The organism is Massilia sp. P1_C10 (genome assembly GCF_056406475.1).
The window spans coordinates 286037-310173 of sequence record NZ_JBFUAC010000002.1 but is presented as its reverse complement, the minus strand read 5'-3'; the positions used below and the strand labels follow the sequence as shown (position 1 = coordinate 310173).

The 24137-nt window shown below is 66.8% G+C and carries 17 protein-coding genes; 10 read left to right on the top strand and 7 right to left on the bottom strand.

Annotation, left to right across the window (positions count from 1 at the left end; translation table 11 throughout):
• Window positions 1–7 precede the first annotated feature (7 nt).
• Window positions 8–217: a DUF3820 family protein gene (locus AC1D02_RS05595; protein WP_477314565.1), complete on the bottom strand. Its 210-nt coding sequence runs from the start codon at window positions 215–217 to the stop codon at window positions 8–10.
• A 54-nt stretch (window positions 218–271) separates the two neighbouring features.
• On the opposite strand from AC1D02_RS05595, the gene AC1D02_RS05590 reads away from it, so the two are divergent.
• The 10 genes from AC1D02_RS05590 (at window position 272) to AC1D02_RS05545 (ending at window position 16817) form a co-directional block, all read left to right on the top strand.
• Window positions 272–691: a DUF1810 domain-containing protein gene (locus tag AC1D02_RS05590; RefSeq protein ID WP_477314563.1), complete on the top strand. Its 420-nt coding sequence runs from the start codon at window positions 272–274 to the stop codon at window positions 689–691.
• Between the two features lie 81 nt (window positions 692–772).
• A complete protein-coding gene (locus AC1D02_RS05585; protein ID WP_477314561.1) occupies window positions 773–2209 on the top strand; it encodes an NYN domain-containing protein in 1437 nt (478 codons plus the stop codon).
• Between the two features lie 86 nt (window positions 2210–2295).
• The gene (locus tag AC1D02_RS05580) at window positions 2296–2721 is read left to right on the top strand and encodes a hypothetical protein (RefSeq protein ID WP_477314559.1); all 426 of its coding nucleotides are present in this window, start codon (window positions 2296–2298) and stop codon (window positions 2719–2721) included.
• A 90-nt stretch (window positions 2722–2811) separates the two neighbouring features.
• Entirely contained in the window at window positions 2812–4281 is a 1470-nt protein-coding gene (locus AC1D02_RS05575) for a sodium:solute symporter (RefSeq protein ID WP_477314557.1), read from the top strand.
• Window positions 4282–4334: 53 nt separating this feature from the next.
• Window positions 4335–6197 (top strand): signal peptide peptidase SppA, encoded by a 1863-nt coding sequence (sppA, locus tag AC1D02_RS05570; RefSeq protein ID WP_477314555.1) that lies wholly within the window; start codon window positions 4335–4337, stop codon window positions 6195–6197.
• 260 nt (window positions 6198–6457) lie between these two features.
• Entirely contained in the window at window positions 6458–7858 is a 1401-nt protein-coding gene (locus tag AC1D02_RS05565; RefSeq protein WP_477314553.1) for an efflux RND transporter periplasmic adaptor subunit, read from the top strand.
• A gap of 121 nt (window positions 7859–7979) precedes the next feature.
• Window positions 7980–11078, top strand: a complete 3099-nt coding sequence (locus AC1D02_RS05560; protein WP_477314551.1) for an efflux RND transporter permease subunit — start codon at window positions 7980–7982, stop codon at window positions 11076–11078.
• Window positions 11075–14266 carry an efflux RND transporter permease subunit gene (locus AC1D02_RS05555; protein WP_477314549.1) on the top strand — a complete coding sequence of 1064 codons (3192 nt, stop codon included), beginning with the start codon at window positions 11075–11077 and terminating at the stop codon, window positions 14264–14266. Before AC1D02_RS05560 ends, AC1D02_RS05555 begins: the two co-directional genes overlap by 4 nt.
• Before the next feature lie 17 nt (window positions 14267–14283).
• Window positions 14284–15681, top strand: a complete 1398-nt coding sequence (locus AC1D02_RS05550; protein WP_477314547.1) for an efflux transporter outer membrane subunit — start codon at window positions 14284–14286, stop codon at window positions 15679–15681.
• 77 nt (window positions 15682–15758) lie between these two features.
• On the top strand, window positions 15759–16817 hold the full coding sequence (locus tag AC1D02_RS05545; protein ID WP_477314545.1) for a WD40/YVTN/BNR-like repeat-containing protein: 1059 nt from the start codon (window positions 15759–15761) through the stop codon (window positions 16815–16817).
• Here the strand turns inward: AC1D02_RS05545 and AC1D02_RS05540 are convergent.
• The 6 genes from AC1D02_RS05540 to AC1D02_RS05515 are packed head-to-tail and all read right to left on the bottom strand — an operon-like array spanning window position 16814 to window position 23942.
• A complete protein-coding gene (locus AC1D02_RS05540) occupies window positions 16814–18145 on the bottom strand; it encodes a sensor histidine kinase (protein ID WP_477314543.1) in 1332 nt (443 codons plus the stop codon). The genes AC1D02_RS05545 and AC1D02_RS05540 overlap by 4 nt on opposite strands.
• The gene (locus AC1D02_RS05535; protein ID WP_477314541.1) at window positions 18142–19536 is read right to left on the bottom strand and encodes a sigma-54-dependent transcriptional regulator; all 1395 of its coding nucleotides are present in this window, start codon (window positions 19534–19536) and stop codon (window positions 18142–18144) included. Before AC1D02_RS05535 ends, AC1D02_RS05540 begins: the two co-directional genes overlap by 4 nt.
• 25 nt (window positions 19537–19561) lie before the next feature.
• Complete coding sequence (locus AC1D02_RS05530) at window positions 19562–20752, bottom strand: ABC transporter permease (RefSeq protein ID WP_477314539.1); 1191 nt, start codon at window positions 20750–20752, stop codon at window positions 19562–19564.
• Between the two features lie 11 nt (window positions 20753–20763).
• Window positions 20764–21999 carry an ABC transporter permease gene (locus tag AC1D02_RS05525; RefSeq protein WP_477314537.1) on the bottom strand — a complete coding sequence of 412 codons (1236 nt, stop codon included), beginning with the start codon at window positions 21997–21999 and terminating at the stop codon, window positions 20764–20766.
• Window positions 22000–22009: 10 nt separating this feature from the next.
• Entirely contained in the window at window positions 22010–22672 is a 663-nt protein-coding gene (locus tag AC1D02_RS05520) for an ABC transporter ATP-binding protein (protein ID WP_477314535.1), read from the bottom strand.
• A 22-nt stretch (window positions 22673–22694) separates the two neighbouring features.
• Complete coding sequence (locus AC1D02_RS05515; protein WP_477314533.1) at window positions 22695–23942, bottom strand: efflux RND transporter periplasmic adaptor subunit; 1248 nt, start codon at window positions 23940–23942, stop codon at window positions 22695–22697.
• Window positions 23943–24137 lie beyond the last annotated feature (195 nt).

The window sequence follows — 24137 nt, the reverse complement described above, 5'->3', positions numbered from 1 at the left end:
ACTTTGTTCAGCGCCTTAGCGGATCGAGCAAGGACCGCAGGTCGTTGTGATCGAGCTCGTACATCAGCGCGATCAGTTCGCCCAGCTCGCCGCGCGGGAATCCCTCGCGCGCAAACCATCCCAGGTAATGCCCCGGCAGCTCGGCCAGCTTGCGCCCTTTGTACTTCCCATACGGCATTTCGCGCGTCAGCAGCAGTTGCAGGTGTTCCGTTTTCATGCGCGCCACTGTAGCACGCGCCCGCGCTAGAATGCCATCGGAAGGAGGCCCGCCATGGACACCCAATTCAACCTCGACCGCTTCGTCGAAGCGCAGGAACCCGTCTACCGCAAGGTCGTCGCCGAACTCAAGGCCGGCCGCAAGCAGACTCACTGGATGTGGTTCATCTTCCCGCAGATCGCCGGCCTCGGTCACAGCGCGATGGCGCAGCGGTACGCGATCGCGTCGGCCGACGAGGCGGCCGCCTACCTGGCCCACCCGCTGCTCGGCGCGCGCCTGCGCGAATGCAGCGCGCTGGTCGCGGCAATCGACGACAAGCCGATCGGGGAGATCTTCGATTCCCCCGACGACCTGAAATTCCATTCGTCGATGACGCTGTTTTCGGAGGTGGCGCCGGACGAGGCGGTGTTCGTCGAGTGCATCAACAAATTCTTCGACGGCGCGCCCGACCAGGCCACCATCGACCGCCTGTAATCGTCAGGGGTGACGCCATTCGGATGTTGTTGCGTATAATCTGCGGATTGTCAGTTCCACACCTCCACAGAAAACAACATTATGGCTTCATCCCCCGAAAACATCAGCATGGCGGTGTTCTGCGATTTTGAAAACGTCGCACTGGGCGTCCGCGACGCCAACTACGAAAAATTCGACATCAAGCCCGTGCTGGAACGGCTGCTGCTCAAGGGCAGCATCGTCGTCAAGAAGGCTTACTGCGACTGGGAGCGCTACAAGGGGTTCAAGGCCACCATGCACGAAGCGAACTTCGAGCTGATCGAGATCCCGCACGTGCGCCAGTCCGGCAAGAACTCGGCCGACATCCGCCTGGTCGTCGATGCGCTCGACCTGTGCTACACCAAGTCCCACGTCAACACCTTCGTCATCATCTCCGGCGACTCGGACTTCTCGCCGCTGGTGTCGAAGCTGCGCGAGAATAACAAGCAGGTGATCGGCGTCGGCGTCAAGCAGTCGACCTCGGACCTGCTGGTGGCGAACTGCGACGAATTCATTTTCTACGACGACCTGGTGCGCGAAGTGAAACGCGCCGCGGCCAAGCGCGACGAGCGCAAGGCGCAGCCGCAGCAGAAGCGCGCGGCCGCGTCGACCGACGAAGGCGGCAACAAGCGCAAGGAAGAACTGGAGTCGCGCAAGTCGCAGGCGATCGAGATGGTCGTCGAAATGTTCGACGCGCTGGTCTCCGAGCGCGGCGACAGCGGCAAGATCTGGGCGTCGCTGCTGAAGGACACCCTGAAGCGCCGCCGTCCGGACTTCAACGAGACCTACTTCGGCTTCCGCACCTTCGGCAACCTGCTGGAAGAGGCGCAGGCGCGCGGCATGCTCGAATTCGGCCGCGACGAGAAGTCCGGCGCGTACGTGTATCGCAGCAGCGCCGCGGCGCCGAGCGTCCCGGCCGAGCCGGTGGCGGTCGGCGAGGAGCCGGTCGCAACGGCCGAAGTGGCCAATGAAGAAGTCGCCGCCAAGCCGGAGCCGCGCCGCGGCCGCGGACGTGGCCGTAGCGATTTCCGCGCGCCGGCCGAACCGGCCGTCGAGGCGCCCGTCGAGGAAGTGCAGGAGCCGGAAGCGGCGTCCGAGCCGGTCGAACAGGTCGCGCCCCAGCCGGAACCGCGCCGTGGCCGTGGCCGCGGCCGCACCGACTTCCGCGCGCCGGTGGTGAGCGAGCCGGAGTCGCAGCCCGAGATGCCAGCGGAAGCTGCCGAAGCGCCGGCCGCCGAGGCGCAGGAGTGGAACGAAGATTCGCCGTTCCCTCCGCCGGCCGCGGAAAAACGCCGCGGCGCGCGCTCCCCGCGCAAGGGCAGCGCAAAGCAGGCGGGTTCCCTTGAAGCCGTCGAGGTGAACGGCAATACGGTGGCAGCCGAACCGGTCGACGTCGACGGCAATGCGGCGCCGGCCGAAAAACCGCGCAAGACGGCTGCTCGCAAGGCGCCGGCCCGTCCGCGCCGTCCGGCCAAGCCGAAGGCGGCCGAGCAGGGCTGATTTTTGCCGCTCGGCAGGACGAGACGAACGGACGAAATCGGCGCACACTAAGGTGTCGGAAACACGATCATCTTGAGGAGTGCGTCATGCGTTCGCTTGCGGGAGTGGGGTTGTCGCTGGCCTTGGTGTGCATGGGGGCGGGCGCTGCTCCGCCCGCGTCGAATCATCCGATCATCGGCGTGTGGCGCCTGACCTTGCCGGACGGGCGCTGCTCCGAGACTTACCGGTTTCGCAGCGACGGCACCAGCCTGGTGACCAGCGCGCACGAAGTGTCGGAGAGCGAGTTCGCGATCATCGACAAACCGAGCGAGAAAGGCTTCTACCGGCTGGACGACAAGATCGTCAAGGACAACGGCAAGCAGGATTGTTCGGGCGAGGTGATGAAGGTCGGCACCAAGGCGACCAATTACCTCAAGTTTCATCCGTCCGGCCATCTGTTCCTGATGTGCGCCAACGAATCGCTGGAAGCGTGCATCGGGCCGTTCGAACGGGTCAGGGGCGAAGAAATCTAGCGCCGGCGTCAACGGCAGGGTGGTAGCAAGTTGGTCCGGGGCGTCGATGGGTGTATATTGCTGGCGACCTGATCCTTTTGCCCCATTCCTATGTCTCCAGTTTTACTTTTTTGCATCCTGATCGCCTATTTCGCGCTGCTGCTCGGCGTCGCCTGGGCCACTTCCCGCAACGCCACCAACGACAGTTTCTTCATCGGCAACAAGAGCAGCAACTGGATGCTGGTCGCGTTCGGCATGGTCGGCACCACCTTGTCGGGCGCCACCTTCATCAGCGTGCCCGGCGCGGTCGGCCGCGACGGCTTCGGCTACGGCCAGATCCTGCTCGGCTACGTGTTCGGTTACATCGCCGTCGCCTATATCCTGCTGCCGCTGTACTACCGCCTGAAGCTCACCTCGATCTATCACTACCTCGACGTGCGCCTGGGCCGCCGCGCCTACCAGAGCGGCGCCTCGTTCTTCATCCTGTCGCGCCTGCTGGGCGCCACCGCGCGCCTGTACCTGGTCGTCAACATCCTGCAGGTGATCATCCTCGACAGCCTGGGCGTGCCGTTCTGGCTGACCACCCTGGTCATCCTCGGCATGATCCTGATCTACACCTACCAGGGCGGCGTCAAGACCATCGTCTGGACCGACACCTTGCAGACCACCTGCATGCTGATCGGCCTGGTCGCCTGCGTGGTGTACCTGCTCGGCCAGCTGGACCTGTCGGTCGGCGCCAGCCTGGCGCAGATGGACGCACGCGGCCTGTCGCGCATCTTCACCACCGCGCCCGACAGCCCGAGTTTCTGGCTCAAGCAGGTCGTGGCCGGCGCCTTCATCGTGCTGACCATGACCGGCATGGACCAGGAGATGATGCAGAAGACCATCTCGGTCAAGACCCTGGCCGATTCGCAGAAAAACCTGCTCAGCCTGACCGTGGTGCTGGTGATCGTGCTGTCGCTGTTCCTGTTCCTCGGCGGCCTGCTGCACCTGTACGCGCCGCTGGTCGGGGTGACCGCCCAGGGCGACCAGCTGTTCCCGGCCATCGTCACCGGCCACCTGCCGGCCGCGGTGCAGGTGATCTTCCTGATCGCGCTGGTCTCCGCGCTGTTCCCCAGCGCCGACGGCGCCATCACCGCGCTGACCTCGACCGTCTGCATCGACCTGCTGGGCATCAAGCGGCGCGACGACCTGACCGAGGCGCAGAAGGTGAAGTGGCGCCAGCGCGTCCACCTCGGCTTCGCGGCGGTGTTCCTGCTGCTGGTGCTGGTGTTCAAATGGGTCGACAATGCCAGCATGATCGGCGTGATCCTGAAACTGGCGGCCTACACCTACGGTCCCTTGCTCGGCCTGTTCGGCTTCGGCATCCTGACCCGCCGCACCCTGAACGACCGTCTGGTCCCGTTCATCACCATCGGCGCGCCGGTGATCTGCGCCTTGCTTGAGCTTTATCAGGAGCAACTGTTCGGAACTTATCGCCTGGGGCTTGAACTGTTGATGGTCAATGGCATATTGGTGTTTGCCGGCCTGTGGGCGATTTCGCGGCCGGAAAAGCTGGAACCGGTCGCCGCGCCGGCCTGACGTTTATCCTTTACAGTGACAGCTGTTCCACCTAACCCAATGCCGGAGTCCCGATGTCCTTCAAACCCATGACTTCCCTGCGCCGCGGTTTCGGCATGTTCTGGCGCTTCATCGACGCCACGCGCCGCACGCTGCTCAACCTGATTTTCCTCGCCATCGTCATCTTCATCGTGGTGGCGATGTTCGGCGGCGGCGTCAAGCCGCTGGTGCCGAAGACCGCGCTGGTGCTCGACGTCAAAGGCACGATGGTTGAACAAAGCAGCGGCAACGTGCGCGACGCGCTGCTGGCCAATGTCGGCGGCGGCGACGTCAAGCGCACCGTCCAGCTGCGCGACGTCCTGACGGCGCTCGACAACGCGGCCAAAGACGACGCGATCGGCAGCGTGGTGCTGCTGCTCGAGGACATGGACGGCGCCGGCATGGCGATGCTCAACGAAGTGGGCGCCGCGGTCGACCGCGTCAAGGCCGCCAGGAAGCCCGTCATCGCCTGGGCCAACAACTACGACCAGCGCCAGTACCTGGTCGCCTCGCACGCCAGCGAGGTCTACCTGCACCCGATGGGCGTGTTGAACATCAAGGGCTTCGGCCGCCACCGCAATTACTACCGCGACGCGCTCGACAAGGTCGGCGTTACCGTCAACCTGATGAAGGTCGGCACCTACAAGAGCTTCGCCGAGCCGTACATCGGCAACGGTCCGTCGGACGCGGCCAGCGAGGCCGAGTCCTTCCTGTACAACGCGCTGTGGGACGGCTACACCGCGCAGGTCGAGCAGCAGCGCAAGCTGCCGGCCGGCGCCGTCAACACGATGATCAACAACCTGCCCAAGCTGATGGAAGACGCCAAGGGCGACGCCGCCAGGCTGGTGCTGGACGCGAAGCTGGTCGACGGCCTGAAGACGCGCGACGAGCTGCGCGCCATGATGATCAAGCGCGGCGTGCCCGACCTCGAAGGCAAAACCTTCCGCCAGGTGAGCTTCGACGACTACGTCGGGCGCCATCGTCCCAAGCTGTTCGGCGACGCGGTCGGCGTGATCGTCGCGTCGGGCGACATCACCGACGGCACCGCGGGACCGGGCGCCATCGGCGGCAAATCGACGTCAGAGCTGATTCGCCGCGCGCGCGAGGACGAACAGATCAAGGCCATCGTGCTGCGCGTCGACTCGCCCGGCGGCAGCGCCTTCGGCTCGGAGCTGATCAGGCGCGAGCTGGAACTGACGCGCGCTGCCGGCAAGCCGGTGGTGGTCTCGATGGGCAACGTGGCCGCATCGGGCGGCTACTGGATCTCGATGGCGTCCGACGAAGTGATCGCCGATCCGGCCACCATCACCGGCTCGATCGGCGTGTTCGCGATCCTGCCGACGGCCGAGAAGGTGGTCGACAAGCTGGGCATCCACACCGCCGGCACGACGACGACCTGGCTGGCCGACGCCTACAATCCGCTGCGGCCGATGGACCCGCGCTTCGGCCAGCTGGTCCAGAGCAGCATCAACCATATTTACAGCGAGTTCACGACCAAGGCCGCGCTGGCGCGCAAGACCACGCCGGAGAAGATCGACGAAGTGGGGCAGGGACGCGTGTGGACCGGCGCGCAGGCCAAGGAGCGCGGGCTGGTCGACCGGCTCGGCACCTACGGCGACGCGCTGACGTCGGCGGCGGCGCGCGCCAAGCTGGCGCCAGGCTACCGGGTGGCCTACATCGAGCGCCAGAGTTCGGCCGTGGAGCATTTCCTGGGCATGTTCGGCGTGTCGGCCGCGCAGATGTTCAACGTGCAGGTCAAGCTGGGGCTGATGCCGGCCGGCCTGCCGGCGGCGGCGGTAACGGATGTCACGCGCGACCTGGCGTGGCTGTCCGAGCTGGCCGACGGCAAAAAGCCGTACGCCGCCGTAACGCACTGCCTCTGCGCGCTGCCGTATTAAGAGTGGGGTCAGGTCCGCCGGACCTGACCCCGAATTCCCGCCAACGCGCGACAGAGTTGTAGCAGCTTTGTAACGTCATGTAGCCCATCCCTGGCGGAGGCTGCCTCCTGTATTCACAGCGTTTCGCCGATCTTCTCCGTATTTCCTGCCCTCATTTCCCCCTGGTTTTGTCGTGAACAGTGTTCGGTCCGAAACATACCGAACCGTGTGCCCATGCTACAGTTTGGTCACATTTGTTGTGCTTTTGACCAAGGATCAGCATGGAGCTCCCGCCCGTCGTTACCGATAAAACCCTCCCTCGTCGCCATAGCCGGCGCGGCCGGATCATCGGCAGCATCATCGCCGTGCTGGCGATGGCAGGCCTGGGCTACCTCGCCTGGCACCTGACGCATGCTTCGACCGAACCCACAGCCGCCGGCGCCGCCGGCCAGCGCCCGGGTGGAGGTGGTGGCGGAGGAGGAGGCCGCGGCGGGCCTGGCGGCCGCGGCGCCCCAGCCACCACGGTCGGCGTCGCCACGGCCGAAAAGGCCGACATCCCGGTCGTGCTCGACGCCCTGGGCACCGTCACCGCGGCGGCCACCGCCACCGTGCGCCCGCAAGTCTCCGGCGTGATCCAGAAGATCAATTTCACCGAAGGCCAATTGGTCAAGGCCGGCCAGGTGCTCGTCACCATCGACCCGCGCGCATTCGAGATGGCGCTGCTGCAGGCGTCCGGCCAGCGCCAGCGCGACGAAGCGCAGCTCGAAAGCGCCAAGGTCACGCTCGCACGCTTCCGCACCTTGCTGACCCAGGACTCGATCGCGCGCCAGGAGGTGGACACCCAGGCGGCGCTGGTCAAGCAGCTCGAAGGCACCGTGATGACCGATCGCGCTTCCGAAGGCGTGGCCAAGCTCAATCTAAGTTACACGCAAGTGAAAGCGCCGATCAGCGGCCGCGTGGGCCTGCGCGTGGTCGACATGGGCAACCTGGTCGGCAGCGGCGACGCCAATGGCATTGCCGTGATCACGCAGCTGGCGCCGATCGACGTCGAATTCTCGGTGCCGCAGGACCAGGTGCCGGACCTGCAGGCGCGCATCCATGAGGGCGCGCCGCTGCCGGCCATCGCGCTGGACCGCACCCGCACCACCAATCTCGCCAGCGGCAAATTCAACGCGCTCGACAATCAGGTCGACGTGCAGACCGGCACCGTGAAGGCGAAGGCGCGCTTCACTAACGCCGACGGCAAGCTGTTCCCGAGCCAGTTCGTCAACCTGCGGCTCGAGGTGCGCAACATCAAGGATGCGGTGGTGGTGCCGGTGACGGCGCTGCGCCACGGCTCCACCGGCGACTTCGTCTACGTGCTGAACGCGACCGAGCGCACGGTCGCGCTGCGTCCCGTGACGCGCGGCCAGGCGACGGTCGACAAGGTGCAGGTCAAGACCGGCCTGACGGCTGGCGAACAGGTGATCACCGAAGGCGCCGACCGCCTGAAGGATGGCGCGAAGGTCATCCTCCCGGGCGACAAGCCGGCAGCGGGCGGGCAGGGCGGACGCCGCGGCGGGCGACGCAACGCCGAAGGCGCCGCGCCAGCCGCTTCGGCCCCCGCTGCTTCGGCTCCCGCCGCTTCCGCTCCGGCCGAGGGCGAACGCCGCCGCCGCCGTCCCGAGGGCGCCGCGCAATGATTAGCTCCACCAGCCTCGAAACCGTCGCCCCAGCGGATGCTGAAGATGCGCTCGGGCGACTCGCGCTCAGCATGGGTTCCTGCCTTCGCAGGAACGACAGGCTGATGCGATCGGTGTCGCCATGAGTCCGTCCGGCCCATTCATTCAGCGCCCGGTCGCCACCTCGCTGCTGATGCTGGCGATCGTGCTGGCCGGCCTGGTCGGCTTCAAGTTCCTGCCGCTGTCCGCGCTGCCGCAGGTCGACTTCCCGACCATCCAGGTGCAGACCCTGTACCCCGGCGCCAGCCCCGAAGTCATGGCGCGCACCGTCACCGCGCCGCTCGAACGCCAGTTCGGCCAGATGGCCGGCCTCGCGCGCATGAGCTCCACCAGCGCCTCGGGCGTCTCCGTCGTCACGCTGCAGTTCAGCCTGGGCCAGACCCTCGACGTCGCCGAGCAGGAGGTGCAGGCCGCGATCAATGCCGGCGGATCGCTGCTGCCGACCGACCTGCCGGCGCCCCCGGTCTACGCCAAGGTCAACCCGGCCGACGCGCCGGTGCTGACGCTGGCGATCACCTCCGACACCGTGCCGTTGACGGAGGTGCAGAACCTGGTCAACACGCGCCTCGCGCTGAAGATCAGCCAGGTCACCGGCGTCGGCCTGGTCACGCTGTCGGGCGGCCAGCGTCCCGCCGTGCGCATCCAGGCCGACACCGAAGCGCTCGCATCGTACGGCCTCGGCCTCGACACGCTGAGGACCGCGATCACCGCGGCCAACGCCAACAGCGCCAAGGGCAGCTTCGACGGTCCGACTCGCTCCTATTCGATCAACGCCAACGACCAGCTCCTCGCCGTCCCCGACTACAAGAACCTGATCGTCGCCTACAAGAACGGCTCCCCGATACGCCTGACCGACGTGGCTCAGGTGGTCGACAGCGCCGAAAACGTCAAGCTGGCCGCATGGTCCGGCCTGAAGCCCGCGATCATCCTGAACGTGCAGCGCCAGCCCGGCGCCAACGTCATCGCCACCGTCGACGCGATCAAGGCCCGCCTGCCCGAACTGCAGGCGGGCCTGCCGGCCGCGCTGCGCCTCGACGTGCTGACCGACCGCACCACCGGCATCCGCGCCTCGGTGTCCCACGTCGAGATGGAGCTGGTGCTGGCCGTCGTGCTGGTGGTGCTGGTGATCTTCGCCTTCCTGCACAGCGTGCGCGCCACCGTGATCGCCAGCCTGTCGGTGCCGATCTCGCTGATCGGCACCTTCGGCGCGATGTACCTGCTCGGCTACAGCCTGAACAACCTGTCGCTGATGGCGCTGACGATCGCCACCGGCTTCGTCGTCGACGACGCCATCGTCATGATCGAGAACATCTCGCGCTACATCGAGAAGGGCGAGAAGCCGATGGCGGCCGCCATCAAGGGCGCGGCGCAGATCGGATTCACGATCATCTCGCTGACCGTGTCGCTGATCGCGGTGCTGATTCCGCTGCTGTTCATGGGCGACGTGGTTGGCCGCCTGTTCCGCGAGTTCGCCGTGACGCTGGCGATCACCATCCTGATTTCAGCAGTGGTGTCGCTGACCCTGGTGCCGATGATGTCGGCGCGCTGGCTGCGCAGCCACGAGGACGAAAAACCGAACAAGCTGGCGGTGAAGACCCAGGCCTTCTTCGACGGCGTGATCCACCGCTACGACGGCGCGCTGAACTGGGTGCTCGAGCGCCAGGGCCTGACCCTGATCGTCGCGCTGGTCACGCTGATACTGACCGTGCTGCTGTACCTGTTCATCCCCAAAGGCCTGTTCCCGACCCAGGACACCGGCCAGCTGCAGGCGCGCGTCGAAGCGCGCCAGGCGATTTCGTACGACGGCATGGCCGAGCTGCAGCAGGCGGCGGCGAAAGTCATCCTGGACGATCCGGACGTCCTTTCGCTCAGCTCCAACGTCGGCGTGGATGCCGCCAACAACACCATGCTCAACACCGGCCGCATGCTGATCAACCTGAAGGACAAGCGAAGCAGCGACCAGGAAGCGATCATGGCGCGCCTGCGCAACCGTGTGGCGCAGATCGCCGGCGTCACGCTGTACCTGCAGCCGACCCAGGACCTGACCATCGACGCCGAAACCGGTCCGACCCAATACCGCGTGTCGATCGAGGGCGCCGACAACGCCAGCGTCAACGAGTGGGCCGGCAAGCTGGTGGCGCATTTGCAGAACGACGCCAAGGTGCGCAACGTCGTCACCGACGCTGGCGCCACCGGGGTGGCGGCCTTCGTCAGCATCGACCGCGACAGCGCCTCGCGCCTGTCCGTCACCGCCGCCAATATCGACGACGCGCTGTACAGCGCCTTCGGCCAGCGCATCGTCTCGACCATCTTCACCGAGACCAACCAGTACCGAGTGATCCTGGAAGCGAAGCGCGACGCCGGCATGTCGATCGAAGCGCTCAAGCGCCTGCCGATCAAGACCGGCTCGGGCAAGCCGACCCCGCTCGAAGCCATCGCCACCATCACCGAGCAGCCGGCGCCGCTGCAGGTCACCCACGTCGCGCAGTATCCGGCCACCACAATCGGCTTCGACACGGCGCCCGGCGTCTCGCTCGGCACCGCGGTCGATTCGATCAAGGCCGCCTCCAGGGAGATCAAGCTGCCGGCGTCGGTCAGCCTGACCTTCCTCGGCGCTTCCGGCGCCTACCAGGCCTCGCTGTCGAACCAGCTGTGGCTGATCCTGGCCGCCGTGGTGTGCGTCTATATCGTGCTCGGCGTGCTGTACGAGAGCTACATTCACCCACTGACGATTCTCTCGACATTGCCGTCGGCCGGCGTCGGCGCGCTGCTGGCGCTGATCATCTTCGGCCAGGACTTGGGCGTGATCGGCATCATCGGCATCATCCTCCTGATCGGCATCGTCAAGAAGAACGCGATCATGATGATCGACTTCGCGATCGAGGCCGAGCGCGATGAAGGCATGGCGCCGCGCGAGGCGATCCACCAAGCCGCGATGCTGCGCTTCCGACCGATCCTGATGACGACGCTGGCCGCGCTGTTCGCCGCCGTGCCGCTGATGCTGGGCTGGGGCGAGGGCGCCGAACTGCGCCGTCCGCTGGGCCTGGCCATCTTCGGCGGCCTGATCGTCAGCCAGCTGCTCACGCTGTTCACGACGCCGGTGATCTATCTCGGCTTCGACCGCCTGGCGCGCCGCGTCGAGGCGCGCGCTTCGGCCAAGCGGGGAGAGGCGGCGGCATGAACCTGTCGCAGCCATTCGTGCGGCGCCCGATCGCCACTGTGCTGCTGACTCTTGGGATCGCGCTGGCCGGCATCGGCGCGTTCTTCGTGCTGCCGGTGTCGCCGCTGCCGCAAGTGGACTATCCGACCATCTCGGTATCGGCCTCGCTGCCGGGCGCCAGTCCGGACACGATGGCCAGCAGCGTCGCCACGCCGCTGGAGCGGCGCCTGGGCGTCATTGCCGGCGTCAACGAGATGACCTCGAACAGCGGCAGCGGCTCGACCCGCGTCAGCCTGCAGTTCGACCTGAACCGCAAGATCGATTCGGCCGCGCGCGAAGTGCAGGCTGCCATCAACGCCTCGCGCGCCGACCTGCCGTCGACCCTGCGCAGCAACCCGACCTACCGCAAGGCCAATCCGTCCGACGCGCCGGTCATCATCCTGGCGCTGACGTCGAAGACCCGCACGCCCGGCCAGATCTACGAAACCGTGTCCAACCTGGTGCAGCAGAAGCTGGCGCAGGTGCAGGGCGTGGGCGACGTCGAGATCGGCGGCGGCTCGCTTCCGGCGGTGCGGGTCGACCTGCTGCCGTATGCGCTGAACAAGTACGGTGTCTCGACCGAGGACGTGCGCGCTGCGATCCAGGCCACCAACGCCAACCGCCCGAAAGGCGCGATCGAAGGCAACGGCAAGCGCCTGCAGATTTATTCGCAGGCGGCCGGCGCCAGCGGCGGGCGCAGCGCCGCCGACTACCGCAGCATGGTCGTCGCCTGGCGCGACGGCGCCGCGATCCGCCTGCAGGACGTGGCCGCGGTCACCGACGGCGTCGAAAACGTCAACACGCTCGGCCTGTTCAACGGTGAGCCGGCGGTCATCGTGCTTGTCACGCGCCAGCCCGGCGCCAACGTGATCGACACCGTCGACGGCGTGCGCGCCTTGCTGCCAACCCTGCAGGCGCAGATGCCGGCCGACGTGAAAATCGAAGTCGCATCCGACTCCACCAACTCGATCCGCTCCTCGCTGCACGAAATCGAGATGACGCTGATGATCTCGATCCTGCTGGTGGTCCTGGTCGTGAGCGTGTTCCTGCGCAGCGTGCGCGCCACCATCATTCCGGCGGTCGCCACCATCGTCTCGCTGCTCGGCACCTTCGGCGTGATGTACCTGCTCGGATTCAGCCTGAACAACCTGTCGCTGATGGCGCTGACCGTGGCCACCGGCTTCGTCGTCGACGACGCCATCGTCGTGCTGGAAAACACCAGCCGCCACATCGAGGACGGCATGGACCGCATGAAGGCGGCGCTGCTGGGCGCGCGCGAAGTCGGCTTCACGGTGCTGTCGATCAGCCTGTCGCTGGTGGCGGTGTTCATCCCGCTGCTGTTCATGGGCGGCCAGGTCGGGCGGCTGTTCCGCGAATTTGCCGTGACGCTGTCGGCTGCGGTCATGATCTCGCTGGTGATTTCGCTCACCACCACCCCGATGATGTGCGCCTGGCTGTTGAAGAAGGGTGGCATCGAACGCAAGCCGGGCAAGCTGGCGCAGTGGGCCGAGCGCGGCTTCGACAAGGTGCTGAAGGGTTACGAGCATTCGCTCGACTGGGCGCTGCACAGTAAGCTGCTGGTGATGCTGATCCTGGCCTTCGTGGTCGGCCTGAACGTCTACCTGTTCTCGGCCGCGCCCAAGGGCTTCTTCCCGCAGCAGGACACGGGGCAGATCAACGGCGGCCTACGCGCCGACCAGTCGATCTCGTTCCAGGCGATGCAGGGCAAGCTGCGCCAGCTGGTCAATATCATCAAGAGCGACCCCGCCGTGGCGACCGTGGTCGGCTTCACCGGCGGTTCGCGCGCCGGCGGCGGCTTCATGTTCATCAACCTGAAGCCCGCGTCGGAACGCGCCAAGGGCGATGCCGGACAGGCGGTCATCGCGCGCCTGCGGCCGAAGCTGGCCCGGGTCACCGGCGTGTCGATCTTTCTCAATCCGGTGCAGGACCTGCGCATGGGCGGGCGCCAGTCCAATTCGAGCTACCAGTACACCCTCAAGAGCGACAACCGCGCCGACCTGAAACTGTGGGCTGCCAAGCTGGCCGACGCGATGAAACGCCAGCCGGCGCTGGTGGACGTCGACACCGACCAGGCCGAGAACGGCGTCGAGACGTTCGTCAAGATCGACAAGGACAGCGCCACGCGGCTCGGGATCTCCACGCGCGACGTCGACAACGCGCTGTACAACGGCTTCGGCCAGCGCCAGGTCGCCACCATTTACGATGAGCTGAACCAGTATCACGTGATCATGGGCGTGGCCAAGGAATACGCGCAGACGCCGGAAGCGCTGCGCGACGTCTACGTGCCGTCCAGGGCCACAGCCGCATCGACCGGCGCGCCGGCGAACCTGACGGCGGCGCGCGATCCTTCCAGCGGACAGGCGCTGTCCGGGGCGGCGACTGCGATGGTGCCGCTGTCGGCGATCGCCAACTTCTCCGAAGAGTCGACGCCGACCTCGGTCAACCACCAGGACGGCGAACTGGCCACCACGGTGTCGTACAACCTAGCCGAGGGCAGCAACCTGGCCGACGGCCAGGCCGCGGTGCACCAGGCCGAAGCCGACATCGGCATGCCGACCAATGTGCGCGGCAGCTTCCAGGGGACCGCGCGCGCGGCGCAGGAATCGAACCAGCAGCAGCCCTTGCTGATTCTCGCGGCCATCGTGGTGATCTACATCGTGCTCGGCATCCTGTACGAAAGCCTGGTGCATCCGATCACGGTGCTCTCGACCCTGCCGTCGGCCGGCGTCGGCGCGGTGCTTGCGCTGCTGCTGTTCAAGATGGAGTTCACCATCATCGCGCTGATCGGCGTGTTCCTCCTGATCGGCATCGTGAAGAAGAACGCGATTCTGATCATCGACTTTGCGCTGGAAGCGGAGCGTTCGCGCGGACTCAGCGCCGTGGAAGCGGTGCGCGAAGCCTGCCTGCTGCGTTTCCGGCCGATCCTGATGACGACGATGGCCGCCGCCCTCGGCGCCTTGCCGCTGGCGATCGGCTTCGGCGAAGGATCGGAGCTGCGCCAGCCGCTCGGCATCGCCATCATCGGCGGCCTGATCGCCAGCCAGCTTCTCACGCTGTTGACCACCCCAGTGGTCTACATCCTGCTCGACAAACTGCGCCGCCGCAGCCCCGAAGAAGGCGCCTTGAGCCGCGTGCCGGCGCCAACCTGACCATGAGAACCAAGCCTATGACTCCACGCCACGCCACCATCGCCGCCTGCCTGCTGGCAGCCGGCCTATTCAGCGGCTGCGCGGTCGGCCCGGCCTACAAGCTGCCGTCGACGCCGCAGCCGGCGGCATTCAAGGAGGCCGGACCCTGGCAGCCCGCGGCCCCGGCCGACACGCTCGACCGCGGCCCGTGGTGGACGCTGTTCCGCGATCCGCTGCTGAACGATTTGGCCAGCAGCGTCGAGGTGAACAACCAGAACGTCGCGGCGGCCGTCGCGAATTACGCCCAGGCGAGGGCGCTGGTGCAGCAGCAGCGCGCGTCGCTGTTCCCGACCCTGTCCCTCAACGCCGGCGCCGACAAGAGCGGCGGCCCCGGTTCGTCCGGCTCGTCGGACAAGCGCTACCACCTGACGCTGGGAGGCAGCTGGGAGCCGGACGTGTGGGGCCGCCTGCGCGCCGGCGTCAACGGCGCCAACGCCAGCGCGGCGGCCAGCGCGGCCGACCTGGCCGCGGCGCGCCTGTCGGCCCAGGGCGAACTGGCCGCCAACTACTTCACGCTGCGCGAGACCGATGCGCAGCGCGAGCTGCTGGCGCAGACCATCGCGGGCTACCAGCGCGTGCTGCAGATCACCCAGAACCGCTTCAATGCGGGCATCGCCGCCAAGTCCGACGTGCTGCAGGCGCAGACCCAGCTGGCCAATGCGCAAAGCGACGACCTGACGCTGGTGCGCCAGCGAGCCCAGCTCGAACATGCGATCGCGATCCTGCTGGGTAAGGCGCCGGCCGACTTCACCCTGGCCGTGGCGCCGTGGCAAGCGAACATTCCCGACGTGCCGGTTGGCGTGCCGTCGGCGCTGCTCCAACGGCGTCCCGACATCGCGGCGGCCGAACGGCGCGTCGCAGCAGCCAACGAGCAGATCGGCATCGCGCGTTCGGCGTACTACCCGAACATCGGCTTGAGCGGATCGTACGGCACCGGCGGCAGCAGCGTGGCGAACCTGTTCAGCGTTTCGAACGCGGTATGGTCGCTGGGCCTGTCGGCCGCGCAGTCGATCTTCAACGGCGGCGCCACCCGCGCCGCGGTCGCCGGCGCGGAAGCGGCGCAGCAGGCGGCAACGGCGCGCTATCGCCAGACCGTGCTGGTGGCGTTCGGCGATGTCGAGGACCAGCTGGCGGCCACGCGCGTGCTGTCGCAGCAGACCGTATTGCGGCGCCAGGCGGCCGATGCGGCCAACCTGGTCGAAGAGCAGATGCTGAACCGGTACAAGGCGGGGCAGGTAAGCTACACCGAAGTCGTGCAGGCGCAGGCGACGGCGCTGTCGGCGCGGCGTGCGCTGGTGCAGGCGCAGGCCGATCGCCAGACCACCGCCGTTGCGCTGATCCAGTCCCTCGGCGGCGGTTGGCACACGCCCCAGTGAAACCGGGTCTGACCCGTTGGATCAGGCCCTTTTGTATCGTATGATCTGAGCTTCTCAATTCATCGACAGGTTTATTCATGCGCCGCGACCTTGCCTGCATCCCCTTCCTGATTGCCAGCCTTTCCGCTTGCGCGCCTTTGCCGCCGGCGGCGCCGGTCCAGCCATGGCGCGTTGAGGCGAGCGGCACCACCGCCGAACTGCGCGGCCTGTCGGTCGTCAGCGAAACCGTGGCCTGGGCCAGCGGCGCCAGGGGCACCGTGCTGCGCACCACCGACGGCGCGCACTGGCAGGCGATGCAGGTGCCGGACGCCGACAAGCTCGATTTCCGCGACATCCACGCCATCGACGCAAAGTCCGCGCTGGTGATGAGCGCCGGCCCCGGCGCCGCCTCGCGCATCTACCGCACCGACGACGGCGGCGCGACCTGGCGCCTGATGGCGACCAACCAGTTCTCCGAAGGCTTCTGGGACGCGATCGCGTTCTGGGATGCGAATAACGGCATCCTGTTCGGCGACCCGGTCAAGGGCCGCTTCCAGACCTACGTGACGTCGGACGGCGGCGCGACCTGGCGCCAGATGGACGGCAAGGGTCTCGACGCGCTGGCGAACGAGGGCGCCTTCGCCGCCAGCGGCACCTGCCTGTCGGTGGCCGGCGCCAGCGACGCCTGGATCGTCACCGGCGGCGCAAGGGCGTCGCGCGTATTCCATTCGAGCGACCGTGGCGCCAGCTGGCAGGCCGCGTCGCTGCCGATCCCTGCCGGCTCGGCCGCGCGCGGCGCTTTTTCGGTCGGCTTCGCCAATCCGCGCCTCGGGCTGGCCGCGGGCGGGGACTACAAGGAGCCGGCGCTCGCCGCAGTCAACGGCGCGCGCAGCGAAGACGGCGGCGCGACCTGGGCCCCGGTGTCGATCCTGCCGACTGGTTATATGTCCGTGGTGATGCCGGTGAAGGGCGCACCAATGAGCTTTGTGGCGGCCGGCCTGGCCGGATCGGGCTATACGCTCGACGCGGGCAGGAGCTGGACCGCGCTCGATCGCACGCCGATGAACACCGTCGCATTCGCCTCGCCGGTAACCGGATGGGCGATCGGACCGAAAGGACTGCTGATGAAGTACACGGGGCCCGCACTCAATCGCTAACCGGGGAAACCGATATCGAACCGGGTTTCGCCTTCGTCGGCCGCGAGCTTGTACGAGAAGCCGTGGCGGGATAGCACCTCGCGCACAAACATCAGGCCGATTCCCTGGCCACCTTTCTTGGTGCTGAAAAACGGCATGAACAGCTGGCGCGCCGGCACTTGGCCCAGCTGGTTGCCCGAATCGATCACCGACAGCGTGGCGCCGCTGCCCGCATCGGCCGCCAGCGCCAGGTGCACATGGCCACCTTCGCGCTTGCCCGCTTCGACCGCTTCGATGGCGTTCTTGACGATGTTGATCAGCGCCTGCTCCATCAGCTGGCTGTCCATCGGCTGCGGCGCAACCTCGTCGCAGCGGGTCCAGCCGATGTGGATGCCGCGCCGCTTGCAGTGTTCGCGATTGAGCCAGACGATATCGTCCATGATGTCCTTGATGCTGGCAGGGCGCAGTTCCGGCTCGGGCATCTTGACCACGCGGGTGAAACGCTCGATGAATTCGCCCAGGCTGGCGTTGCGCCGCTTGACCGCATCGATCGCGGTGGCGAAATCGACGCCGTCGCGCTCGGCCAGCTGCGCGCGGTAGAACAGCAGCGAGTCGAGCACCGAGCCGGTGGCGGCCACCGTGTTGTTCACTTCATGCGCCAGCACCCGCACCAGCTTCTCGTAGGTCGCGCGCTCCGAGCTCTCCAGTTCCGCCGTCAGTTCCTCCACCATCAGGAAGTGGCGCGCGAAGCCGCGATCGAAGAACTGGCCGCGCTGGCTGCGATAGCGGCGGCCGTCAAGGTCGGTCAGCAACCGGCTGTCGCCGAGCGGCAGCGCGTCGAGCTGGGCGAGCAGGTCGCGCGACCGGTCGCCGTTGCCGCAATCGGGTAGCCGCTTGCCCTGCGGACGATCCAGCTCCAGCAGCGCCAGTGCGCTGGCGTTGACCAGGCTGACCGCGCCGTCGAAGTCCAATACAATCACCGCGCCCGGCGTCGCTTCGAGCAGGCGGTCGAGGAAGCCGCGCTGTTCGCCAATCTCCAGGCGTTCGCGATACAGCATGCCGAGCATGGTGTTGAAGACCGCAACCAGCTCGTCGAGCTCCGGGACCTCGGTGCGAGTCAGCCGCCCGGCGTAATCTTGGTCCTGCAGCAGGTCGTGGAAGCGCTGGGTGTAGGCGAGCGGTTCGAGCGCGCGCGCGATCAGGCGAAAGCCCAGCGCGAGGCTGGCCACCAGCAGCAGTTCGGCGCCGACGAACAGCAGCGGGTCGCGCAGCCATAGCAGCGCTGCCACGCCGATGAACAGCAGGTGCATGGCGAGCAGATAGGCGTGCAGCCGGCGCCGCAGCGTCATGCGTCGCCCTCAGCCGCGCCGTCGCCGAAGCCATGGCGCTCGAGCCGGCGGTACAGCGCGGTGCGCGACAGGCCCAGCGCCTTTGCCACGCGCGAGATGTTCCCGGCGTGCTGTTCCATCGCCGCCTCGATCATGTGGCGCTCGACTTGTTCCAGCGTCATGCCGTCCACGCCCAGCCGGTTTGCGGCGCCGTCGTCGACCTGGCCGGCGGCGATGAAGTCGGCCTGGGTCAGCTGGCTTTTCCCGACTAGCAGCAGGGTGCGTTCCAGCGTTTGTTTGAGCTGGCGGATATTGCCCGGCCACGGCTGCGCGCTGAGCCACTCCATGGCCTGCGGCGTGATCGACGCTTCGCCCAGTCCGTAGCTGGCGGCGACGCTGGCGACGATGTGCGCGGCCAGCAGCGGAATGTCGCTGCGCCGTTCGCGCAATGGCGGCAGCCGGATCGTGATCAGGTTCAGGCGGTAGAACAGGTCTTCGCGAAAGTCGCCCGACGCCACCAGCTCGGCCAGCTCCTGGTTGGTGGCCGAGACCACGCGGATATCGGCCTGCTCGCTTCGGCTGGCGCCGACCGGCTGGTAGCGCTGGTCCTGCAGCACGCGCAGCAGCTTGACCTGGTCGGCGCGATTGAGCTCGCCGATCTCGTCGAGGAACAGGGTGCTGCCGTCGGCGCAGGCGACATGTCCCTTGCGGTCGGCCCTGGCGTCGGTGAAGGCGCCGCGCACGTGGCCGAACATCTCGCTCTCGAACAGCGACGGGGTGATCGCGCCCATGTTGATCTTGACCGCCGCCTTTTCCGCCCGCGGGCTGTTGCGATGAATCGCGTCGGCCACCAGCTCCTTGCCGGTGCCGCTTTCGCCGAGGATCAGCACTGGCGCGCGCGTGGCCGCGACCTGGCCGATGGTCGACAGCACGCGCAGCAGCTTCGGATGCTCGCCGACGATGCCTGCGAAATCGAACTGGGCGTCCAGCGAGGCGCGCGTAATGCGCGAAGGCGAGGGCGCCTGCGCCTGCAGGGTGGCGCCCACCAGCTGCGCCAGCTGCAGGTTGTCCCACGGCTTGGTGAAGAAGTTGGCGGCGCCGGCCTGGACGCCTTTCACGGCCAGGCCGATCGAGCCCCACGCCGTCATCAAGAGCACCGGCAGCTGCGGCTGGCGTTCCTTGATCCGCGCCAGCAGTTCGAGGCCTTCCTCGCCGCTGGTCTGCAGCGAAAAATTCATGTCCTGCAAAACCAGGTCGAACGGCTCGGCGACGAGCAGCGCCAGGGCTTGCTGCGCGTCGTCGCAGCAGCGCGCCTGGTAGCCGGCTTGTTTCAACAGGAGTGCCAGCGAGACCTGGACCGCCTGGTCGTCGTCGACGACCAGGATGCGCTGCGTACGGGGTGAGTCGATCATCTTTGTTGCAAGGTTCCTTGGTTCGCTATTCTGCATGCAGCGCTTCGTTCGGCGTGAGCCGGCTGGCGCGCCAGCCCGGGTAGACGGAGCACAGCAAGGATATCAGATAGATCACGCCCATCGACACCAATGACGCCGCGGCGAAGACCTGCCAGTTCATGCTGTCGCCAAACGCGCCTGTCAGCGGCAGCTGCGCCAGCAGCGCCAGCGCCACCAGCATCGCCAAAGAACTGAGCAGTACCTGCTCGCCGATGATCTGGCGGTAGATCATCGCGCTGGTGGCGCCCACGGCGCGGCGCAGGCCGATCTCGGGGATGCGCAGCGTGGTGTTCTGCCACAGCACGCCGAACAGCCCGAAGCCGACCATCGCGAGCATGAAGGCGCCGATCACGCCCAGCACGATCAGCGGCGTGAACTGCGCCCTGATCAGGGAGCTGCGCAGCTCCGACAGCGGAGTGATCTCGTAACTGAGGTCGCTGCGGATCAGTTTAAGCTTGCTGTTCAAGGCCTGCTCGAAAATGCGCGCGGTGCCCGCCCTGACCTTCAGCAGGATCGTGTTGACCCCGCGTTTGTGCGTTGCTGGCACGAAGCGCATGAAGATGAAGTGACGCGGCGTCATCAGCTCGCCCTGGCTGCGGAACGCCTCGGTCACGCCGGTGACTTTCAAGATGCGTTTTTCCTTGGCGTCCGGTTCGCTGTCGGTGAACTGCTTGCCGATGGCCGACTGGCCGGGGAACAGCCGCTCGGCCATGCTGCGGTTGATCACTACCGGCACCGTCGTCGCGCCGTCGTCGAGGGCGGAAAACCAGCGGCCTTCGGCCAGCTTGATGCCGGCCACGCGGAGGTAGTCGTCGCTGGCGTCCAGCATGTCCGCATCGACGCGCGCGCCGCCGCCCGGCGCGATAAAATCGGTGCGCATGATCTGCATGCGGTAAGGCGAGAACGTCGCGAAGGCCACGCCGCGCACTTCGGGCATGCCTTCGAGGCTGCGCTTGATGGTGTCGTAGGCGGCCGGATCCAGCTTCGCCCCGCCATCCGCGCCGCTGCTCATGCGCACGGACCAGACGTCCTGCGCATCGAAGCCGACCGGCATCCGGTACAGCTGCAGGAAGCGGGCGCCGACCGCGGCGATCGCAAACACGATCAGGAAAGCGATCAGGATTTCGACGGTGAGCATCAGGTTGCGCGATTTGCGCTTCCAGATCAGTTTAAGCATGTGGCGCAGCATCAGGTGGTTCCCTTCAGGGCGTGGACAGGATCGAGGCGCGACATCTTCCAGGCGGGGATGACGCCGGACATCAGGCCGAAGACGAGCGAGAGCAGCATGCCGTAGCCGAAGATGGCCAGGTTCATGTCCACCTTCAGGTAGGGGATCAGGCCCGAGTGCTCGAGCCACCACAGCGCGGCGTTGGCGCAGGCGAGGCCGAGCAAACCGCCGGCCGCGCACAGCAGCATGTTTTCGACGATCAGCTGCCACACCAGTTGCGCGCTGGTGGCGCCGAAGGCCTTGCGCACGCCGATTTCGGAGCGCCGCTCGATGATGCGGCCGGTGTTCAGGTTCACCAGGTTCAGCGCGGGCAGCACCATGAACAGCAGCATGAAGGCGCTGATGATGGCAATCAGCGTGCCGGCGCCCGAGGCGGCGGTGCGCGTGTTGTTGAGCAGGTTGCGGGCGAACAGGTCGACCTTGCTGTCGGCCCAGAACTGAATCTTGGTGATTTCGCGCGGATCGTCGAACTGGGCGCCGGCGGCGATCGCCTCGACTTCGCGCCGCACCTGCGGCAGGTCGGCCTTGTCCTTCGCCAGCAGCAGGGCGGTGAAATCGCCCGTGTACTTCTCGCGATAGTCGGACGAAGGCGAAGTCGTCACCGGCGTCCACAGGTCGGCATAGGCGTTGATGTGCATCTCGTTGGCGACCACGCCGACGATGTCGAACACCTGCCCGCCGACGCTGATTTTCTGGCCGATCGCGCTGGCGGCGCCGAACAGCTGGTGCGCGGTAGCGGCGTTGATCACGGCGGCCATGCGGCCGTGCGCGACGTCGTCGGCGTTCAGAACGCGTCCGGCCAGCACGGTGAAATCGAGCACCTTCCAGTACTCGGCGTCGGTCATGCGCATCTCGAGCTGGCTGACGCGCCCGTCCTGGTACACCGCGACGGTGCGCGGCATGCTGGTGATGGCCACTGTCTCGACCGATTTCATCGGCTTGAGATACTTTTCGATCAGCTTGTAGCCGAGCGGGCTGTTGATGCGGGTGTGCGGTCCGCTCGCGTCGAGCATCATCACTTGCAGGAAGCGCTCGCTCTTGCCTTCGACGCCGCGCGGGAACATCGCGTTCTCCAGCAGCGCGGTGATCACCATCAGCACCACCAGCGTGAGCACGATGCACAAGAGGTTAATCGCGGTGAACAGCTTGCGCCGCATGAACACGTTCCATGCGGTCAGCAGGTAATTTCGTAGCATGCGCTTCCCCTTACGCGACCAGCTGGCCGTCGAACACGCGCACGATGCGCCCGGCCAGCTTGGCCTCGCGCTCGTCGTGGGTCACCATCACCACGGTGGTGCCTTCGGCGTTCAGCGACAGCAGGATGTCCATCACCTCGGCGCCCATCTTGCTGTCGAGGTTACCGGTCGGCTCGTCGGCCAGCAGCACCTGCGGCCGGCCCACCATCGCGCGCGCGATCGCCACGCGCTGCTGCTGGCCGCCCGACAGCTGGTTCGGATAGTGGTCCATGCGCGCGCCCAGGCCGACCCGTTCGAGCGCTTCGCGCGCCGCCTGGCGCCGCGCGGCCGCGCCCATGGTGCGATACAGCAGCGGCAGTTCGACGTTGTCGATCACGCGCAGGTCGGGGATCAGGTGAAAGCTCTGGAAGATGAAGCCGAAGGTGCTGTTGCGCAGCTGCGCCACCTGCTTGTCGCGGTAGGACTTGAGCGGGATGTCGTCGATGCTGACGACGCCGGCGCCTGGCCGGTCGAGCAGGCCGATCACGTTGAGCAGCGTGCTTTTGCCGCAGCCCGAAGGCCCCATCATGGCGACGAATTCGCCCTTCTTGACGTGCAGGTCGATGCCGTTCAGCGCCAGGGTTTCGACCTTGTCGGTCCGGTAGGTTTTGCTGACGTTCTTTAGCTGGATCATGGTGGCTTTCGGTGGAAAGGAATCAGTTGGAGATGCGAAGGGTGTCGACGTCCTTGAATCGGGCGACGTCGGAAACGATGAGGCGTTCGCCGGCACGCGCGCCGGAGAGGATTTCGACCGACTTGCCGTCGCCGGCGCCGAGGTCGATAGTGCGTTTGCGCGCCACGCCGCCGTCGACCGCGAAGGCCGCCTGCGGGCCGCGGCCATTGAAGGCGGCGCCGGCGTCGATGAGCAGGGCGCCGGTTTTCTGCTCGGTGACGATGTTGACGTCGACCCGCATCTTGTTGCGCAGCTGCGGATCGTTCGGCTGGTCGAGCGCGACCAGCAGCTTGATCGCGCCGTTCTGGATTTCGGGCAGGATGGTCTGGACCCGGCCGGCCAGCTGCCTGCCGTTCTGCTCGACCCGCACCTGTTGCCCGGTCTCGATCGAGCGCGCGTGGAAGTCCGACAGCGTGGCCTCGACCCGGTAGTTGTTCAATTCGGAGACCTTGGCCACCAGCTGGCCGGTGGCGACGCTGGCGCCTTCCTCGGCCATCAGCGCGGTCAGCATGCCTGCGAACGGCGCCCGCACGCTGGCCTGGGCCAGCAGCGCTTCCTGCTGCGCCAGCTGCTTTCGCAGTATCGCCTGCTGCAAGCGGGTGCCGTCGATGCTGCTGCGCGTGGCGCGCTTGCCGTCTTCGATCAGCTCGCGCTGCTGGCGCAACTGGATCTCGGTGCGCTTGACGTTCAGTTCCGCCGTCAGCATGTCCTCGCCCGACACCGCGCCGCTCTTGCGCAGGGTCTGGAAGCGCTGCCACTTGACCTGGGTGCTTTGCAGGTCCAGTTCGAGCAGCTCGATGCTGCTGACAAGCTGCTTGCGCTTCTGCTCCATCTCCAGCGTCAGCGCGAGGATGCGGTTGTCCTGCTGCGCCAGCTGCTCCTTGACGCCGTCGAGGGCCAGGCGGATCGCGCGGTCGTCCAGCTGCAGCAGCAGCTCGCCGGCCTTGACCTGCTGGCCAAGCTTGGCGTGCACCTTGGCGACATGGGTCTGGATCGGGCTCGATACCAGCTCCTCGTGGACCGGGATCACGACGCCGGAGGCGCTGATGGTGTTGGCGATGGCGCCGCGATGGACTTCGGCGACGCGGATGTCGGCGGCGCCGACGCTGGGCCGGACGGCGCGGTTGATGCCCCAGGCGGTCGCGCACAGCGTCGCCAGCAGCGCCGCGCCGGCGGCTAACTGGATATTTCGGCGGCGCCGCGTGGCGGCCTGGCTGACGGGTTGGTCCATGTGCTCATTAGATAAATGTTGTGCTTGCGGCTATCCATTGCAATTAGCGTGCCAGAGCGTCGCACGGGCATGAGGGCGACGGCGAGGGCGGTGTATTGACCGCAGACGGGCACCGGTGTCCGGATCCGGGCAGTCGGCGCAGCAAAAACCGATTCCCAGCCGTTTCCAAGGCAGCTATACTCCCCGCTTGCTTTT

What these genes read in the sequence shown, in the direction of transcription:
- AC1D02_RS05595 (WP_477314565.1), bottom strand. Translation starts at nt 217, where the DNA reads ATGAAAACGGAACACCTGCAACTGCTGCTGACGCGCGAAATGCCGTAT.
- AC1D02_RS05590 (WP_477314563.1), top strand. Translation starts at nt 272, where the DNA reads ATGGACACCCAATTCAACCTCGACCGCTTCGTCGAAGCGCAGGAACCC.
- AC1D02_RS05585 (WP_477314561.1), top strand. Translation starts at nt 773, where the DNA reads ATGGCTTCATCCCCCGAAAACATCAGCATGGCGGTGTTCTGCGATTTT.
- AC1D02_RS05580 (WP_477314559.1), top strand. Translation starts at nt 2,296, where the DNA reads ATGCGTTCGCTTGCGGGAGTGGGGTTGTCGCTGGCCTTGGTGTGCATG.
- AC1D02_RS05575 (WP_477314557.1), top strand. Translation starts at nt 2,812, where the DNA reads ATGTCTCCAGTTTTACTTTTTTGCATCCTGATCGCCTATTTCGCGCTG.
- sppA (WP_477314555.1), top strand. Translation starts at nt 4,335, where the DNA reads ATGTCCTTCAAACCCATGACTTCCCTGCGCCGCGGTTTCGGCATGTTC.
- AC1D02_RS05565 (WP_477314553.1), top strand. Translation starts at nt 6,458, where the DNA reads ATGGAGCTCCCGCCCGTCGTTACCGATAAAACCCTCCCTCGTCGCCAT.
- AC1D02_RS05560 (WP_477314551.1), top strand. Translation starts at nt 7,980, where the DNA reads ATGAGTCCGTCCGGCCCATTCATTCAGCGCCCGGTCGCCACCTCGCTG.
- AC1D02_RS05555 (WP_477314549.1), top strand. Translation starts at nt 11,075, where the DNA reads ATGAACCTGTCGCAGCCATTCGTGCGGCGCCCGATCGCCACTGTGCTG.
- AC1D02_RS05550 (WP_477314547.1), top strand. Translation starts at nt 14,284, where the DNA reads ATGACTCCACGCCACGCCACCATCGCCGCCTGCCTGCTGGCAGCCGGC.
- AC1D02_RS05545 (WP_477314545.1), top strand. Translation starts at nt 15,759, where the DNA reads ATGCGCCGCGACCTTGCCTGCATCCCCTTCCTGATTGCCAGCCTTTCC.
- AC1D02_RS05540 (WP_477314543.1), bottom strand. Translation starts at nt 18,145, where the DNA reads ATGACGCTGCGGCGCCGGCTGCACGCCTATCTGCTCGCCATGCACCTG.
- AC1D02_RS05535 (WP_477314541.1), bottom strand. Translation starts at nt 19,536, where the DNA reads ATGATCGACTCACCCCGTACGCAGCGCATCCTGGTCGTCGACGACGAC.
- AC1D02_RS05530 (WP_477314539.1), bottom strand. Translation starts at nt 20,752, where the DNA reads ATGCTTAAACTGATCTGGAAGCGCAAATCGCGCAACCTGATGCTCACC.
- AC1D02_RS05525 (WP_477314537.1), bottom strand. Translation starts at nt 21,999, where the DNA reads ATGCTACGAAATTACCTGCTGACCGCATGGAACGTGTTCATGCGGCGC.
- AC1D02_RS05520 (WP_477314535.1), bottom strand. Translation starts at nt 22,672, where the DNA reads ATGATCCAGCTAAAGAACGTCAGCAAAACCTACCGGACCGACAAGGTC.
- AC1D02_RS05515 (WP_477314533.1), bottom strand. Translation starts at nt 23,942, where the DNA reads ATGGACCAACCCGTCAGCCAGGCCGCCACGCGGCGCCGCCGAAATATC.